Source organism: Paenibacillus sp. Paensp38 (genome assembly GCF_059491915.1).
Genome location: NZ_CP168516.1, coordinates 4022035 through 4037349, shown reverse-complemented (window position 1 = coordinate 4037349; position 15315 = coordinate 4022035). Strand labels below are relative to the sequence as shown.

At 44.0% G+C, this 15315-nt stretch carries 14 protein-coding genes and 1 riboswitch; of the genes, 10 read left to right on the top strand and 4 right to left on the bottom strand.

Translation table 11 applies throughout. From position 1 onward, the window contains the following. Nucleotides 1–5 precede the first annotated feature (5 nt). Nucleotides 6–641: a cyclodeaminase/cyclohydrolase family protein gene (locus ACEN8J_RS17830; RefSeq protein WP_069012904.1), complete on the bottom strand. Its 636-nt coding sequence runs from the start codon at nucleotides 639–641 to the stop codon at nucleotides 6–8. Then, complete coding sequence (locus ACEN8J_RS17825) at nucleotides 638–1504, bottom strand: bifunctional 5,10-methylenetetrahydrofolate dehydrogenase/5,10-methenyltetrahydrofolate cyclohydrolase (RefSeq protein ID WP_029517626.1); 867 nt, start codon at nucleotides 1502–1504, stop codon at nucleotides 638–640. The genes ACEN8J_RS17830 and ACEN8J_RS17825 overlap by 4 nt, the downstream gene beginning before the upstream one ends. 113 nt (nucleotides 1505–1617) lie before the next feature. Further along, a riboswitch (ZMP/ZTP riboswitch) is annotated at nucleotides 1618–1702 on the bottom strand. 213 nt (nucleotides 1703–1915) lie between these two features. Between ACEN8J_RS17825 and desA the strand changes: the two genes are divergently transcribed. From desA to ACEN8J_RS17785, 8 genes are all read left to right on the top strand, one after another. Further along, complete coding sequence (desA, locus tag ACEN8J_RS17820; protein ID WP_029517625.1) at nucleotides 1916–2977, top strand: Delta(5) desaturase DesA; 1062 nt, start codon at nucleotides 1916–1918, stop codon at nucleotides 2975–2977. Between the two features lie 68 nt (nucleotides 2978–3045). Then, nucleotides 3046–4179 (top strand): sensor histidine kinase, encoded by a 1134-nt coding sequence (locus ACEN8J_RS17815; protein ID WP_029517624.1) that lies wholly within the window; start codon nucleotides 3046–3048, stop codon nucleotides 4177–4179. Next, on the top strand, nucleotides 4176–4775 hold the full coding sequence (locus tag ACEN8J_RS17810) for a response regulator transcription factor (RefSeq protein ID WP_029517623.1): 600 nt from the start codon (nucleotides 4176–4178) through the stop codon (nucleotides 4773–4775). The genes ACEN8J_RS17815 and ACEN8J_RS17810 overlap by 4 nt, the downstream gene beginning before the upstream one ends. Nucleotides 4776–4920: 145 nt before the next feature. Then, nucleotides 4921–5541, top strand: coding sequence for a deoxynucleoside kinase (locus tag ACEN8J_RS17805; protein ID WP_029517622.1), 621 nt, complete (start codon nucleotides 4921–4923; stop codon nucleotides 5539–5541). Then, nucleotides 5541–6182: a deoxynucleoside kinase gene (locus ACEN8J_RS17800; protein WP_013308920.1), complete on the top strand. Its 642-nt coding sequence runs from the start codon at nucleotides 5541–5543 to the stop codon at nucleotides 6180–6182. Before ACEN8J_RS17805 ends, ACEN8J_RS17800 begins: the two co-directional genes overlap by 1 nt. Nucleotides 6183–6379: 197 nt before the next feature. Beyond that, entirely contained in the window at nucleotides 6380–7381 is a 1002-nt protein-coding gene (locus ACEN8J_RS17795; protein ID WP_029517621.1) for a Gfo/Idh/MocA family protein, read from the top strand. 248 nt (nucleotides 7382–7629) lie between these two features. After that, on the top strand, nucleotides 7630–9063 hold the full coding sequence (locus ACEN8J_RS17790) for a purple acid phosphatase family protein (RefSeq protein WP_495593804.1): 1434 nt from the start codon (nucleotides 7630–7632) through the stop codon (nucleotides 9061–9063). A 246-nt stretch (nucleotides 9064–9309) separates the two neighbouring features. Then, nucleotides 9310–10536 carry an RtcB family protein gene (locus tag ACEN8J_RS17785; RefSeq protein ID WP_165149979.1) on the top strand — a complete coding sequence of 409 codons (1227 nt, stop codon included), beginning with the start codon at nucleotides 9310–9312 and terminating at the stop codon, nucleotides 10534–10536. A gap of 151 nt (nucleotides 10537–10687) precedes the next feature. On the opposite strand, the gene ACEN8J_RS17780 is transcribed toward ACEN8J_RS17785, so the two are convergent. Next, the gene (locus ACEN8J_RS17780; protein ID WP_165149981.1) at nucleotides 10688–11578 is read right to left on the bottom strand and encodes a shikimate dehydrogenase; all 891 of its coding nucleotides are present in this window, start codon (nucleotides 11576–11578) and stop codon (nucleotides 10688–10690) included. Nucleotides 11579–11607: 29 nt separating this feature from the next. Continuing rightward, entirely contained in the window at nucleotides 11608–12798 is a 1191-nt protein-coding gene (locus ACEN8J_RS17775; RefSeq protein ID WP_029517617.1) for an MFS transporter, read from the bottom strand. 216 nt (nucleotides 12799–13014) lie between these two features. Here ACEN8J_RS17775 and ACEN8J_RS17770 point away from each other — a divergent pair, with 216 nt between their 5' ends. Both ACEN8J_RS17770 and ACEN8J_RS17765 read left to right on the top strand, forming a co-directional pair. Continuing rightward, nucleotides 13015–13926 (top strand): LysR family transcriptional regulator, encoded by a 912-nt coding sequence (locus tag ACEN8J_RS17770; RefSeq protein ID WP_069012907.1) that lies wholly within the window; start codon nucleotides 13015–13017, stop codon nucleotides 13924–13926. 129 nt (nucleotides 13927–14055) lie between these two features. Then, nucleotides 14056–15312 carry an MFS transporter gene (locus ACEN8J_RS17765; protein WP_495593802.1) on the top strand — a complete coding sequence of 419 codons (1257 nt, stop codon included), beginning with the start codon at nucleotides 14056–14058 and terminating at the stop codon, nucleotides 15310–15312. Nucleotides 15313–15315 lie beyond the last annotated feature (3 nt).

Genomic DNA, 15315 nt, shown 5'->3' with positions numbered 1-15315 from the left:
AATGGTCAGCCCGTTATTCGGCTGCGCACCATCAATAAGGTTTGTTCTTTGATTTGTCCGATTTCACGGAGGAGTGCGGCTGTTTTAGCTTCGTAGGATTGTTTGACATCCAAATCTTTCAGCGAAGCAAGGTTAATGTCGACGGTAAGCAGGGCAGATTGAGCGGCGGCTTCGAACAGGATCGCGCCGATGCCAAGATCCGAAATCACATTTTTATTGGACACTTCCACAATGTTATAGGCTTGCGACAATCCGTCTCGGCATACTTCCAGCAGGCGCATGGGTACCTCAATGGCAGCGATCACCGCTGTCTGTAGGGAATGGGTACGATAGCGCTTTTCTTCGTCTGTTTCCTTGGGCAAACGCAGGGCAGTCATATACTGTTCAAAGGATTGGATGTCTGCGACCATTAATTCCTCACAATGTGTAGACAATCTTTCCATGCTGCTAATGACGTCCGTGATTTGTTCATGGATGTGCGCGTATTTTTCTCCTTGTGAAAGGTTGGCGGTCATGGAGGTCATAGCCGCGCCTAGTGCCGCAGCCAGTGCGGATACACTTCCTCCGCCAGGGGTAGGAGCTGCACTTGCAGCCTCTTTCAGAAAATGTCCGATGGAATGATTCCACGACAGTTCACTCATGAGTAAACCACCTCTCTGGAGTAGTGTTGCAGATGTATTGCTTTGAGCAGATTTTTGTACAAAATCGCAGTCGTTAAGGTGCCAACACCGCCGGGAACCGGAGAAATAGCATGTACTTTTTCCCCCACGTCTAAAGCGGCATCTCCCACTATTTTTCCCTCTAGCGTCTCATTAATTCCCGCATCTACCAAAATCAAACCGGGATGAACCATATCTTGCGTAATCACATCAGGGCATCCGACTGCCACGAAGGCAATGTCTGCATGGCTCAGATGCTCTGCAATATCACGCGTACCTGCATGACAGGCGGTAACGGTGGCGTTTTCTCTTTGCAACATGTGGAAAAGGGGAAGTCCCACTGTCTGTCCGATGCCCACGAGCGTGACATTTTTGCCTGCCAATGTGTGACCGTAATGCTTGAGCAGCTCGATACAGGCTTGAGGTGTTGCGGGATATAGTCCGGCGTCACCTGTTACAGTAGCCAGCTTGTTATCGGGTGTAATCCCATCAATATCCTTGTAGGGGGCAATGGATTGTTTAATAACGGAGGCGGAAAGATGTTGGGGAAGCGGCAGTTCCAGCATAATGCCATGTACATGGGATGCATCGTTCAGACTGCCGATCAGGTGCAGTAGCTCGGTTTCGCTAACATGACGATCAAACGTATGGAGATGAAATGAGATGCCCAGCTTCTCCGCTATTTTTTGCTTGGTCCGTGCATAGTATGCAGATGCCGGATCACCTTCTACCAATAGGGTTGCCAGATGGGGACGGTGTCCTTGCTGCTTCATTTCTTCTACCTGTGAACGGATCGTTGCATATACTTGCTCAGCTGCTTCTTTGGATTTCATGATAATAGCCATAGTCCGAGCCTCCTCTGAATTTATTGCATAATGGAATCAACAGGGTGTCATGGTCTTGTAAAACGAAAAAAAGTATTTGCACAAGGTCGTCAAGACAGACGAATCCTCTGCAAATACTTCTCCCAGGCGAACGGTACGCTTTTTTTGTATGCTCCCTCGTGGTTCATTCCACTGACTTCGCCAGTCACATACAGCGTTATTATACCTTATATTTTAACAAACAATCATCAGAAAAGAAACCCGCGAACATTTGGAAAACGGGTTATGTTACTTGTCTATATGACAAATGTCATATACACGAACTGACGTTTATGACTACAGCGCCTAGAGCGTTCTCCTTATACTGAGATTAGATCAACATGTACGCCTAACAGGATCAAGGTATAGGCGTCATTTTAAAGGAGGATCATAATGAGTATGACACAACTCCCATTAGCCCAATTGAAAAAAAATATGGCTCCCTACGAGAAAATAAACACGAAATCCAGCGTTCTGCAACTTATCAATACCTTGGGTCCACTGATCCTATTGTGGTATGCTGCTTATCTTAGCCTGTCGGTCTCGTACTGGCTGACGCTTCCCATTGCCATTGTTGCATCGGGGTTTGTGGTACGGACGTTTATTATTTTTCATGATTGTGGTCATCAATCCTTCTTCAAAAGCCGCAAGCTGAACGACATTGTGGGAACGATTACAGGTATTATTACGCTCTGCCCTTATCACCAATGGAAAAATAGTCACGCGATCCACCATGCAACCAGCAGTAATCTGGATAAAAGAGGCACAGGTGACATGTGGGTGCTTACGGTAGAAGAGTACACAGAGGCTTCCACATGGACACGGTTGGCCTATCGCATATACCGAAATCCTTGGGTTATGTTCGGACTAGGTCCGATCTATACTTTTTTGATTTCCTATCGCTTTAATATCAAGACAGCCAAACGCAAGGAAAAAATGAACACTCATGTGACGAATATATCCATCGTTGCATTGTATGCACTGTTGTGCTGGGCTATTGGATGGCAGGCCTTCCTTCTCGTACAGGCACCTATCTTTTTTGTATCCGGTATGTTGGGAATCTGGTTGTTCTATGTACAACATCAATTTGAGGATTCGTATTTTGAGCACGATGAAGAGTGGAGTTATATTAATGCAGCCGTAGAAGGCAGTTCTTACTACAAGCTTCCTAAAGTATTGCAATGGATTACGGGCAATATCGGATTTCATCACGTTCATCACCTGAGTCCCAAAGTTCCAAATTATAATTTGGAGAAAGCACATGAAGCGACACCGTTACTTCAAAAGGCGACCACGATCACAGTGAGTAGCAGTCTGCAATCGTTGAAGTTCCGACTTTGGGATGAAAATACGAAAACCTTTTTGACCTTTAAACAAGTGAAGCCGCTCCTCAGCAAACGTGTAGCAGTTACGAAACCCATGCCTACACCTGTTGTAGGCACAGAAAGAAAATAACGTTGAACAAAACCTGGTATGATAAGATAAGGAATATAAGTCATGTGAAGTAGAAGAGGGTGGGCAGGATGCAAAAATGGTATCAGATCTTCCAAAGAAATACAGGGCTTAGCCCTTATGTTTGGGTCGTCTTTTACATCCTGCCCTTTTACTACTTTAGCTCTTCATCTACAGGTCATATTATTTTGGGTACTGCTATTATTTTGGTATTCTTTGCATGTTATGTACTGGCTTTTGTCTCAAAAGGCTGGCTCATATACTTTTGGACCAGTGTACAGATTGCCATATCGATTACCATGACACTGCTGTTCAGCTATATGTACTTTTCCATATTTATCGCCTATTTGATCGGTAATATTAAAAGTAAGGCTGCATTTACGACGCTGTATATTATTTTAATGGTTATTACGATTGGATTGATCAATTATGGTTTTGTTTCTCAGAATCCCGTTTTTATTAAACAGATTCCTTTTATCCTGCTTAATCTGATCGGTGTGATTCTCCTTCCGATTACGAATTTTAATCGCAACAAAAGCGATCGGCTCCAAGTCCAATTGGAGGATGCCAATAAGAAAATATCGGAATTGATTAAGCTGGAGGAACGGCAAAGAATTGCGCGTGACCTGCACGATACCTTAGGTCAGAAGTTGTCACTCATTGGGCTGAAGAGCGATTTGGCGGGCAAACTGATGGATCAGTACCCGGAGCGGGCGCATGTCGAAATTAACGATGTTCGTCTCACGGCAAGAAGCGCGTTAAAAGAGGTACGGGAAATGGTTACTCAAATGCGCGGTATGCGACTAGAGGATGAGCTACTACGTATTCGGCAGATTTTAAAGGCTGCTCACATTGAATTAACTCTAGAGGGCGACCCGAAGCTGGAGCATACATCATTAATGAATGAAAATGTTCTTAGCATGTGTATGAAGGAAGCCGTAACCAATGTAGTGAAACACAGTGGAGCTACCGCTTGCTCCATCACGATTGAGCCGTCTCGTAAGGAATTAACTCTTCGGATTCAGGATAATGGAGTCGGTATTACGAGAGAAAATGGAACCCTTCGTGGAAACGGCCTGCAAGGTATGAAGGAAAGGCTCGAATTCGTGAACGGATGTATGGAGCTGCGTTCAGATCAGGGAACGACCTTGGTCATTAAAGTGCCCAATATCCCTGAAAAGCCGAACGAGGAGGTGGGGCCATGATTCGAATTGTCATTGCAGAAGACCAGCGTATGCTGCTGGGTGCTCTAGCTTCTCTGCTAGACTTGGAAGAGGACATGAAAGTAGTCGGAAAAGCAAGCAACGGGGAAGAAGCTATAGAACTGGTGAAGCTGCATCAACCGGATATATGCATTATGGACATCGAAATGCCAATAAAGAGCGGATTGGATGCGGCTGAAGAACTCAAAGGCTTGAACTGCAAGATGCTGATTTTAACTACGTTTGCCCGCCCTGGGTATTTTGAACGAGCGATCAAGGCGGGGACACACGGTTATCTACTCAAGGACAGTCCCAGTGAAGAGCTGGCTTCCTCCATTCGCAGTATTATGGCAGGTCGGCGTATCTATGCTCCGGAACTGGTCGATGATGCTTATGCCGAAGTCAACCCGCTAACAGAGCGTGAAAAGACCGTCTTGGCGCTCATCGCTGACGGAAAGAACACAAAAGAGATTGCTGGTGAACTGTATTTAACGACAGGGACGGTGCGCAATTATATTTCAGTCATTCTCGATAAGTTGGGTGTCAGTAACCGGATCGAAGCGATTACACGTTTTAATGAAAAAGGTTGGTTTAAATGAGAAACAGAGACGCTATGAAGCAAAATATAGCGCTCTGTTTTTTTGTTTTATCCATAGATTTGGTATGCCTTTAGCGTACTACCTTGTGATACAATAGGATAGTTGTCCACAGGATGGACTGGAGTACAAGGAGGAGCAGAACCGCATGAAACAAGCCCCATTTATAGCCGTTGAAGGGCCCATCGGAGCAGGCAAAACGACGTTAGCTTCGATGCTTTCAACCGAGCTACATTGGCCGATAATCAAAGAGATTGTCGAGGAGAACCCATTTCTCGATAAATTTTATCAGAATATAGATGAGTGGAGTTTCCAGTTGGAAATGTTCTTCCTCTGCAATCGGTATAAGCAGTTGGAGGATACTGGTCTGCAATATATCGAGAAAGCTCAGCCTGTTATTTCTGATTATCATATCTACAAGAATTTGATTTTTGCTGAACGTACGCTTAAGGGTGTGAAGCTCGAAAAATATCGTCAAATCTATCATTTGCTCACAGATGATATGCCTAAGCCGGACATTATCATTTATATCAAAGCAGATTTGGATACCTTGCTGGGGAGAATTCGCAAGCGTGCACGCTCTTTTGAACAGGAGATGGACCCTGCCTATCTGGAGCAATTGATCATAGATTATGATAAAGGCATGCAGTTTCTCGCTGAACAGTCCCCTTCCCCTCGTATATTGACCGTGAACGGGAATGAAATTGATTTTGTAGAAAATCAGGCACAATTTAAACAAATTGTTTCCGATGTAAAGGAGCTTATATAGTGAATAATTACAACATTCCTGCAAATGCCTTGATTACGGTAGCGGGCACAGTGGGTGTAGGTAAATCCACGTTGACCGGTGCTTTGGCCGGACGCCTTGGTTTTAAAACCTCTTTGGAGCAGGTCGATCATAATCCCTATCTGGAGAAATTTTATCACGATTTCGAAAGATGGAGCTTTCATTTGCAAATTTATTTTCTCGCGGAACGCTTCAAGGAACAAAAGAATATTTTCCTGTCTGGTGGAGGCTTTGTGCAGGATCGTTCTATTTATGAGGATACAGGCATTTTTGCGAAAATGCATGCCGATCAGGGAACGATGAATCCTACCGATTATGAAACGTATACTAGCCTGTTTGAGGCGATGGTGATGACACCGTTTTTCCCTCACCCTGATGTGCTGATCTATCTGGAAGGCAGTTTGCCCTCCATTCTGAGTCGGATTGAGGAGCGCGGTCGCGAGATGGAGATCCAGACCGAGCGTTCTTATTGGGAGCAAATGCATCGCAGATATTCCAATTGGATCAACGAATTTGATGCCTGCCCTGTACTGCGTCTGAACATTGATGAGTATGATGTACATGACCCTGCTTCCATGGATGCTATTTTGGAAGAAGTAGGAAAAGTAATATCAAAAAAATAGAGATATAACCCCAAATAACTGACAGGGACTGTGGTACAATCAGTATAAATTAAGCTGATAGACCGCAGTCTTTTTTTGTCGAATAAACATGTTGAAGCACGAGATATGACTAACGGTATAGTGGACAAGTTTAGGCTGGAATGCGAGAATAGGTACATATGAATTGTAATGACTCACGGGAAGGATGGGATACTGTGATGCGTTTTGGTATTGTTGGAACCAACTGGATAACAGAGAGGTTTATTCAAGCTGCGATGGAGACGGACGAATTTTCCCTGACGGCGGTATACTCACGCACAGAGGATAAGGGCAAAGCTTTTGCTGACAAATATAACAGCCAGCCGGAGGTTTTTACAGACCTGGCGCAAATGGCCGCAAGTGACCAGGTCGATGCCGTATATATTGCCAGCCCCAATTCCTTACATGCGGAGCAGGCGATCTTATGTATGAATCACGGAAAGCACGTGTTGTGTGAGAAACCTTTTGCGTCTAATGCAGCAGAGGTGAAGAGTATGATCGAAGCCGCGCGCAACAACGATGTTCTGCTGATGGAGGCCGTTAAATCCACACTTATGCCTAACTTTAAAATAATAAAGGATCATATGTATAAAATAGGCCGGGTTCGGCGTTATTTTGCAAGCTACTGTCAATACTCCTCCCGCTTTGATGCTTTTAAGCAAGGTAAGGTATTGAATGCGTTTAACCCGGCCTTTTCCAATGGTTCCCTGATGGACCTTGGCGTGTATTGTTTGTATCCTATGGTGACTTTGTTCGGCAAACCTGAGGAGGTTCGGGCGGTTGGTGTGCTTTTATCCTCTGGTGTCGATGGCGAGGGCAGTATCGTGATGAAGTATCCTGATATGGATGCTATCGTCATGTATTCCAAAATTACAGATTCCTATCTGCCTGCTGAAATTCAGGGTGAGAATGGAACGATGGTGATCGACAAAATCAGTCAGCCCTATGAGGTGAAAATTCATTATCGGGACGGCACGATTGAGGATCTGACCAAAGCTCAGACGCGTGAGCCCATGTATTATGAAATTCAGGAATTTATAGATCTGATCAAGATTGGTGAACGCAACAGTTCCATTAACTCTTTGGAGTGTTCACTTACAGTCGCTGAAGTGATGGAGGAGGCAAGACAACAATTCGGCCTTCGTTATGAAGCAGATTTGAAAAATACTTCTGCACATTAGTCAGTGGAATGATCGAAATTGCAATGCACAAAGGGCTGCCGATTTTGCAAACTTTGCAAATATACGGTTAGCCTTATTTGGCTTTGTAGCCCTAAAAGGGTAAAGCAGTTATCCTTCTCCTCAATCGCTAGGTCACTTAACACCTCGTTTTTACAAATTACTATATTTCCTAAAACAACGTATTAACATTTGATTGATATGATCATATTTATAACTTTTACATATTAACTACACAGAGGAGTGTACACATGTTTAAGAAGTTTCAAAAATGGTCAGCAACATCTATGTCTGTTGCTCTTGCACTAGGTTTGATTACGGGCATGTCAGCCTTGCCTGTCCATGCTGAGTCATCAGGGAATACAGATCATGGTATTAGTAAAGTTACAGCTACATTTTATGGAGACACAAAAGGTTCCAAAGGATTTACCTGGTATACTTCAAAACTTTCCACGAAGAGCACTGTTCAAGTAATCAAGAAAACGGCTTCTGAAGCTGATTTTACGAGTGCTCTTACATTTGAAGGGACTTCTTCTCCATCGACCAATTCTCCAGAAGAGCTTGTCCATAAAGCTGTAGCTACAGGTCTTCAAGCGGACACAGCTTATTATTATCGTGTGGGTGATGCAGCGCGCGGGATATGGAGCGAAACAGGTACGTTTCAAACGGCTCCTAAGAGCGGCGAATTTACCTTCATTGATTTAGCTGATACACAAGCAAAAAGTGAAGATGAAGCCATATTGTCTTCACAGACGCTCGAAAAAGCACTTCAAACTGTAGGTAATGCTCAGTTTGTAGTCCACAACGGAGATATCGTAGACACCGGTACCAAAGAAGAGCAGTGGGACTGGTTGTTGGGACATTCACAAAAAAGTCTTTTGAATACAACCATTGTTCCTTCAGCAGGTAATCACGAGGATGAGAACTACGCTTTTTATGATCACTTTAATATTAATCAACCAGCTGGTTCTGCTACTAAAACAGGAGCGTACTACTCCTTTGATTACAGCAATGCTCACTTTATCGTACTGAACTCCAATGAGGACTCAGAGAAATATGCCAATTTTTCTGAAGATCAAGTTGAATGGTTAAAGAAAGATGCTGCGGCAGCCAAAAGGGCAGGTGCAAAGTGGATCATTGTTAACATTCACAAAGGTCCCTACACTACCTCTAACCATGCAACAGATTCTGACATCATGGATAACAATGGAGTTCGTAACCAAATCGCTCCACTCATGGACAAACTTGATATCGACTTTGTCGTGCAGGGGCACGATCATATTTATGCTCGGACGAAACCAATCAACCAAGAGGGTAAAGCAACAACGCCAACAAAATTAAAAGATACATTAAATGATAAGACGATTGAATATAGTGTGAATCCAGATGGAAGTATCTATGTCATCCCAGCAACCGCTGGCCCCAAAGTCTACTACAAGAATCCAAGCGAAAAACTTGGAGATAAGTACTATAATCTCTTTGAGCTAGCTGAAGAGAATCATGCGGCAGTATATGGCCCGGATCCGAGTGACAATCGTAGACCTGTACGAGGACAGGTACAGAATTTTGTTGGCATCACCGTAGACGAAAATAAACTTACAGCCGTAACGTACGAAATTGATCAAAACAAAAATGATGCCAAACCTTTTATTGTGGATCAATTCGGAATCATCAAAAAATATTAGTAAAATTGATTAATGGTTTCTAAATAATCATAAAAGGATATCCTACAGTCTGGTCGGCTGCATGGATATCCTTTTTTATTTTCTTATAGGGACTTTCTTATAGAGACGTCTGATGTTGTGCTTGTAATACTTACGCCCTGTTCGGAAGCGGGTAAACCGTACATAATGCTATTAAGAGATCCAAAGTTTAAAAGTAGTCAATTTTACATATAGAAATTTTCTTGCAAAATATGGAGGGATAAAGCGATGGCTTATCAAGAAATCAATGGAGTACGCGTATGGGGATCACCTGACCCGGGAGCACTATCTCAAGCCCGCACATGTGCCGAAAATGGTAATGTGATTCAGGCGCTACTGATGGCAGATCATCATAAAGGCTACAGTCAGCCGATTGGCGGTGTGATGGTGTATGACGGACAAATTTCACCTTCAGGTGTAGGGTATGATATCGGCTGCGGGAATAAGGCGGTAAGATCCAAGCTGTTTGCCGCAGATATTATGCCACGTATTTCAGCCGTGATGGATGAGATTGCACGTCATATTTCGTTTGGCGTAGGCCGTGTGAATGCAATTCAGGTAGACCATGAGCTGTTCGATGACCCAGATTGGGCAGTATATGCGGCGATTGGGAAACAAGAACATGACAAACTGAAGTCCTTGGCAAGAGAACAGCTGGGTACAGTAGGGAGTGGTAATCACTTTGTTGATGTATTTGTGGAGGAAGCGACAGGACAGGTCTGGATTGCCAATCATTTTGGCAGCCGAGGCTTTGGGCACAAAACAGCAAGCGGGTTTCTAAATTTGGCTGCAGGACGGGAGTTTCTCGGAAAGGCGCCGGGAGAACATATGGATCAGCCGCCTGTACTGCTGGATATGAACAGTGAGCTGGGAGACATGTACTACCGTGCGATGCGCCTTGCCGGACGCTATGCGTATGCGGGACGTGACTATGTGATAGAACAAGTGCTTGGTATTATGGGGACCGAAGCGGATTTTACGGTGCATAACCACCATAATTACGCGTGGAAGGAACAGCATGATGGACGCGACACCATTGTAGTCCGCAAAGGCGCAACCCCCTCGGCCCCTGGCCAAATGGGCTTTATTGGAGGAAGCATGGGCGATATCTCGGTGATTGTGCGTGGGAAAGATTCGGTAGAAAATCGGGATTCCTACTATAGTACAGTCCATGGCGCAGGTCGTATTATGAGTCGTACCCAGGCAGCCGGTAAAATGAATTGGAAAACCCGCACACGGAGTGGTGGACAAATCACGGATGTACAGATGAAGGAGGCTGTTCGGAACTACGGTGTCGAGCTGCGCGGAGCAGGTACAGACGAAAGTCCGTTCGTCTACCGCAAACTGCGCGAGGTACTGGACGCTCATTCCGAGACCGTGGAAGTTATGCATGTGCTGAAGCCAATCGGGGTATGCATGGCTGGGGCCAATGAGTTTGACCCGTATAAGGATTAATGAAAAGAGAAGGAAGAACGGGGCTGTACCCATAAAAAAGACGATGCCCGGCAGAAGTGTTCATTCGCCGAGCATCGTATTTAAAGTACATATATGCGTATATAATAGAAGGAACTCATGGCTTGATGTGCTTGTTGAGCAGCTCTAAATCTTACAGTTGATCAGCAAAAAGCTGTTCTTTAATATAAGCGACTGGCATCTCTTGGCCTGTCCACAGTTCGAAGGCTAATGCGCCCTGCCACAGCATCATGCCCAGACCGTTAATGGCGGTTGCACCTACGGATTCAGCTTGTTCCATCAGCTTGGATTTAGCTGGGCTGTATACTACATCGGTTACAATCAGATCGGAACGAAGCATGGACACATCCTCAATTACACTTTTGCCTTCCAGCGGTTTCATACCCACACCTGTACCATTAGCGAAAATATGACTTGTAAGAATCTCTTCACGCAGCTTCTCCTGATTCTCTAATGCATAGATATTCGCCTTGACTTGGGCATGTTTCATCTCTTCATTAATCATACGGACATTTTCTTCCGCCCGGGCAAAGAACTGGTCATTACGAGCGAAAATTGAAATTTCAGCGAGACCAGCTCGAGCGGCTTCAATAGCAATCGGCGTTGCAGCACCGCCTGAGCCGATGAGTGTCATTTTCTTACCTTTCAGATCAATGCCGTTCTCCTGCAAGTTACGAACATAACCTGATCCATCTGTACTGTAGCCTTTCAGCTTACCATCCGTATTCACGACAGTGTTGACGGCACCTGTAAATTTAGCGCTGTCGTCTAGCTCGTCAAGATACTGGAGTATAGCTGTTTTGTTAGGCATGGACACGTTATAACCGCGTATGTTCAGAGCGCGCATCCCTCGTACGACCTCTTCAAGCTGTTCATTGCCTACTTCAAAGGCCATATACGCGTTATTTAGGCCCAGCTTTTCAAACGCAAGATTATGCATAGCCGGGGACAAAGAGTGTCCGATCGGTGTAGCTAGCAGTCCGATTAATTGTGTTCTTCCGTCAATACGTCCAGCATTTTTCATGATATAAGCCTCCAAGTAACGTGTGTAGTTTAATGAAACACTTTTTTATATCGATAAGCAACAAACACGGCCAGCAAAATACTGACTACAGCAATCGCAATATCCAGAATGAATACGGAGGTAATTCCCAGACTTTTGGACATGCTCCCGGTAGCCAAAGGCATCAGGATGAACGATAGGCTGGCTGCTATGTTTACGAGAGAAGTCGTAGTTCCTTTGTTCTTGCGGAAAAATTCCGTCATTACCGTAAGGGCAATTTGGAATATGCCTGCGGTAGACAAGCCGATTAAGAATGAACTGATCAAGGTAGCGACAGGATTGTGCCATACAATTAAAGCCAGCAAAGAAAGTAGGGCAATAAGCGGATACACAATCATGACGGTAATGGGCTTAATGAATCTACCAAGTACCATAGCCAACAAAATAACGGAAACTAATGAACCTATACTATAGTAGCTCAGCAGCTTAATAGCGCTGGCTTTGTCCATGCCAAGAGCCTCTTGTCCAAAGGTAGGAAGCCATAGCTGCACGATCATGAACAATACAGTTGAAGTAAAACCGATAATAATCAGAGACAAACCTTCTTGCCAAAACTTAGGCTCGCTGTGGAACGAATCCGTTGATTGACCAGTCTCGGCTGGAGCCTTTTGTTCCTCGGCTTTGTGGTTGGGGAAAGCGGTCATTGACAAGAAAATCCCGTTCAGCAGATAAATTCCTGCTGGAATAAAGAAGGAATATCCATAGAACATATCGTGATTAATAAAAAATGCAATCATGAAAGGAATAACAATGGCACCGATCGAGATGGATGCTTTGACTAGGACGGTTGCAGACCCGGCTTTTTTTCCGAACCCTTCAATGAGTGCGGGATAAGTCCCCGCATCCATCATCGAGTTGCAGAGCCCTGCGATAATGGCAAACACGAATGCCAAGGTGTAGTTAGGTGCAAGCGGAATACCGATTAGGAAGATTAAATAAGCAAATGATGCAATAACAATCAGTGGTTTCCTTCCGTATTTATCTGACATTTTTCCGGCTACTCCGAGAGCGAGCAGTTTACCGATTCCAATCGCTGACACCAGATAGCCGATGGCTGCTTTATCCGTGTTCAATTGCACGGTCAGAAAGCTCATATTCGACGAGAGAATAACATTAATCATACCCAGAAGAAAATAGTTGATATAAAGCCCTGTTGCCATTCTGATATAAGGATTTTTCATAAGTGTAACTCCCAACATAAATTTTAGATCAATGGCCTAGGTAGGCATCGTCCAGGTGTATTAAAGTACGCCCACAAACAAGTGAAAATATTCACATAATGTCTATGTCTTAATTATATAAGGGGTGTTATTATAAATCCAATGCATATTTTTATCGTTTTTCATAGTTTGGTTCTATAATTTAAAATATGAATTAAAGAAGGGAATTACATAATTATGAACCTGAAGCACTTACAATATTTTCGTGTACTTGCGGAGATGGAGCATTTTACTCAGGCAGCTATGCGGCTATGTATCACTCAACCCAGTTTAAGTCATGCGATTTCAGAATTAGAAAAGGATTTGGGCGTTCATCTGTTTGAGAAGCAGGGGAGAAATATTCGGTTAAACAAATACGGACGATTTTTTCTGAAGTATGTGGAGCACGCGATGGATGAATTGGAAAAGGGGGAGCATAACTTACGGGAATTAGTGAGTCCAAGTCATGGTAATATAGATTTGGCGTTCATTTACACACTAGGTTCACACTTCATTCCAGCAATAATCCAAGCCTTTTCAGCTCTGGATGCCCGTAAAGACATTTCCTTTTCGTTTCACCAAGGGAATACGAACGATATTATTCAAGGCCTGAAGCAGGAACACTATGATGTGGCGTTCTGCTCTCACGTAGAAAATGAACCGGATGTGGAGTTTATTCCGCTGGCTCAGCAGGAACTGGTGGTCATTGTTTCACCTGATCATCCGCTGGCTTCTCTGGACCAAATTGATCTCAAGGATACAGCAGATTACCCGGTGATCTTCTTCAACAAAAAGAGTGGGGTTCGGCCCATTATTGAGAATTTGTTTGCCAAGGCGGGCGTTACGCCACAGATTATTTGCGAGATTGAAGAAGATACGGCAATGGCAGGACTGGTGTCTATCAATTACGGGATCGGAGTTATGCCCCGCATTTCATCGTTAGATTATTTTAACGTCAAAACATTGCCTATTATTAATCCAGAATACGAGCGTTTTATCTACCTAGCCAGCATTAAAAATAGATATTTATCCCCGGCAGTAGTAGAGTTTCGGAACTTTGCCCTAAGTTATGGCAAGGAGTTTTATCTGAAAACGCATCAGCGTGTCTAAGCCGGAGTCTCGCAATATTTAAACTTGATAAATTTTAAATTGTGTTCTATACTTCATCATCGACGCAAGCAATGTGAAATGATTCACGTTTTGATACTACAAGACTTACTTACAAAAGCAGGTGAATTCATGATGAAACGTACTTCTTTTCCAGTGGCGACAGGACTTTATGTAAACTATCTTTTGTTCGGCATGTTTAATATTATGCTGGCATCGCACATGTCCTTTTTAACAGAGCATTTGCATACAGATCAGGCGGGCATCAGTCTCTTGGTTTCTGCGATGGGATTTGGCAGGTTGTTTACCCTGTACATATCCGGGGTGCTCTCCGACCGTTATGGTCGCAAACCGTTTATTGTGGCAGCCGGGCTACTGATGGCTGTATTCTTGGTCGGTATACCGCTGAGTTCCAGCTTTGAGATGGCGATCGTACTGGCTGTGCTGGCAGGCGTAGCGAATTCTTTTCTTGATGCAGGTACTTATCCAGCGCTGATCGAAGCTTTCCCCCAATCCTCTGGTTCGGCTACAGTATTGGTGAGAGGTTTTATATCCGTTGGGGCGGCATTTTTACCGCTAATGATTATCTTTTTTATGAATCACGATATTTTCTACGGGTTCTCTTTCTTTTTACCTGCCCTCATATTTGCTTTGAATGCAATGTACTTGTTCAAAATGAAGTTCCCAGACATGCGCGTGCAGCCCGCCAAGGGGCAAAGTGGCGGTAATTCTGTATCAAGCCTAGCGGGAAAATTGGAGGCAAATGACCGGAGTAAGCCGCGGTTTTGGCAGGAAGGGCTATGCCTTATCTTGCTCGGATTTACGGGACCTACCTTGCTTTATATTGTGCAGTTATGGTTGCCTACTTTTGGACAACAGTTTATCGGTATGACCGAATCAGAGTCTCTCAGATTATTAGTTTATTACAATATGGGTTCGCTGGTTTCCGTGTTTGTATTGGTCATTGTGTTAAGAAAATGGGTTAAACCAGTTCACATTATTCTTATTTATCCATGTATTTCCCTGTTGGCTTTTGGAGCGCTTCTCCTTTTCAAGTCAGGGGCTGCGTCCATTATTTGTGCGAGTGTTATCGGGTTTTCAATATCAGGTGTACTTCAGTTAACATTAACCGTAATGAGTGAATTTTTTAGTCAACGAAAAGGACAGATTACCGGGTTTGTTTATACAGCAACCTCGCTTTCATACACGATCATTCCTGTGTTTACAGGCTTTCTGTTGAAACATTCTCAGATATCCAGTGTTTTTGTGCTAGCTATTATTGTGAATGTGCTAGGGATCGTACTGGCGGGGTTTGTTAATTTTCGGTACAGTTTAGTTTTTCCAGCAAGTCGCAAATTGTCGCCTAAAATCGCACTTGAACCCAAATAACGA

Excerpts from the sequence above, each read along its gene's own strand:
- ACEN8J_RS17790 (WP_495593804.1), top strand. The coding sequence starts at position 7,630 with ATGTTTAAGAAGTTTCAAAAATGGTCAGCAACATCTATGTCTGTTGCT.
- ACEN8J_RS17770 (WP_069012907.1), top strand. The coding sequence starts at position 13,015 with ATGAACCTGAAGCACTTACAATATTTTCGTGTACTTGCGGAGATGGAG.
- ACEN8J_RS17775 (WP_029517617.1), bottom strand. The coding sequence starts at position 12,798 with ATGAAAAATCCTTATATCAGAATGGCAACAGGGCTTTATATCAACTAT.
- desA (WP_029517625.1), top strand. The coding sequence starts at position 1,916 with ATGAGTATGACACAACTCCCATTAGCCCAATTGAAAAAAAATATGGCT.
- ACEN8J_RS17805 (WP_029517622.1), top strand. The coding sequence starts at position 4,921 with ATGAAACAAGCCCCATTTATAGCCGTTGAAGGGCCCATCGGAGCAGGC.
- ACEN8J_RS17815 (WP_029517624.1), top strand. The coding sequence starts at position 3,046 with ATGCAAAAATGGTATCAGATCTTCCAAAGAAATACAGGGCTTAGCCCT.
- ACEN8J_RS17825 (WP_029517626.1), bottom strand. The coding sequence starts at position 1,504 with ATGGCTATTATCATGAAATCCAAAGAAGCAGCTGAGCAAGTATATGCA.
- ACEN8J_RS17795 (WP_029517621.1), top strand. The coding sequence starts at position 6,380 with ATGCGTTTTGGTATTGTTGGAACCAACTGGATAACAGAGAGGTTTATT.
- ACEN8J_RS17765 (WP_495593802.1), top strand. The coding sequence starts at position 14,056 with ATGATGAAACGTACTTCTTTTCCAGTGGCGACAGGACTTTATGTAAAC.
- ACEN8J_RS17780 (WP_165149981.1), bottom strand. The coding sequence starts at position 11,578 with ATGAAAAATGCTGGACGTATTGACGGAAGAACACAATTAATCGGACTG.
- ACEN8J_RS17810 (WP_029517623.1), top strand. The coding sequence starts at position 4,176 with ATGATTCGAATTGTCATTGCAGAAGACCAGCGTATGCTGCTGGGTGCT.
- ACEN8J_RS17785 (WP_165149979.1), top strand. The coding sequence starts at position 9,310 with ATGGCTTATCAAGAAATCAATGGAGTACGCGTATGGGGATCACCTGAC.
- ACEN8J_RS17830 (WP_069012904.1), bottom strand. The coding sequence starts at position 641 with ATGAGTGAACTGTCGTGGAATCATTCCATCGGACATTTTCTGAAAGAG.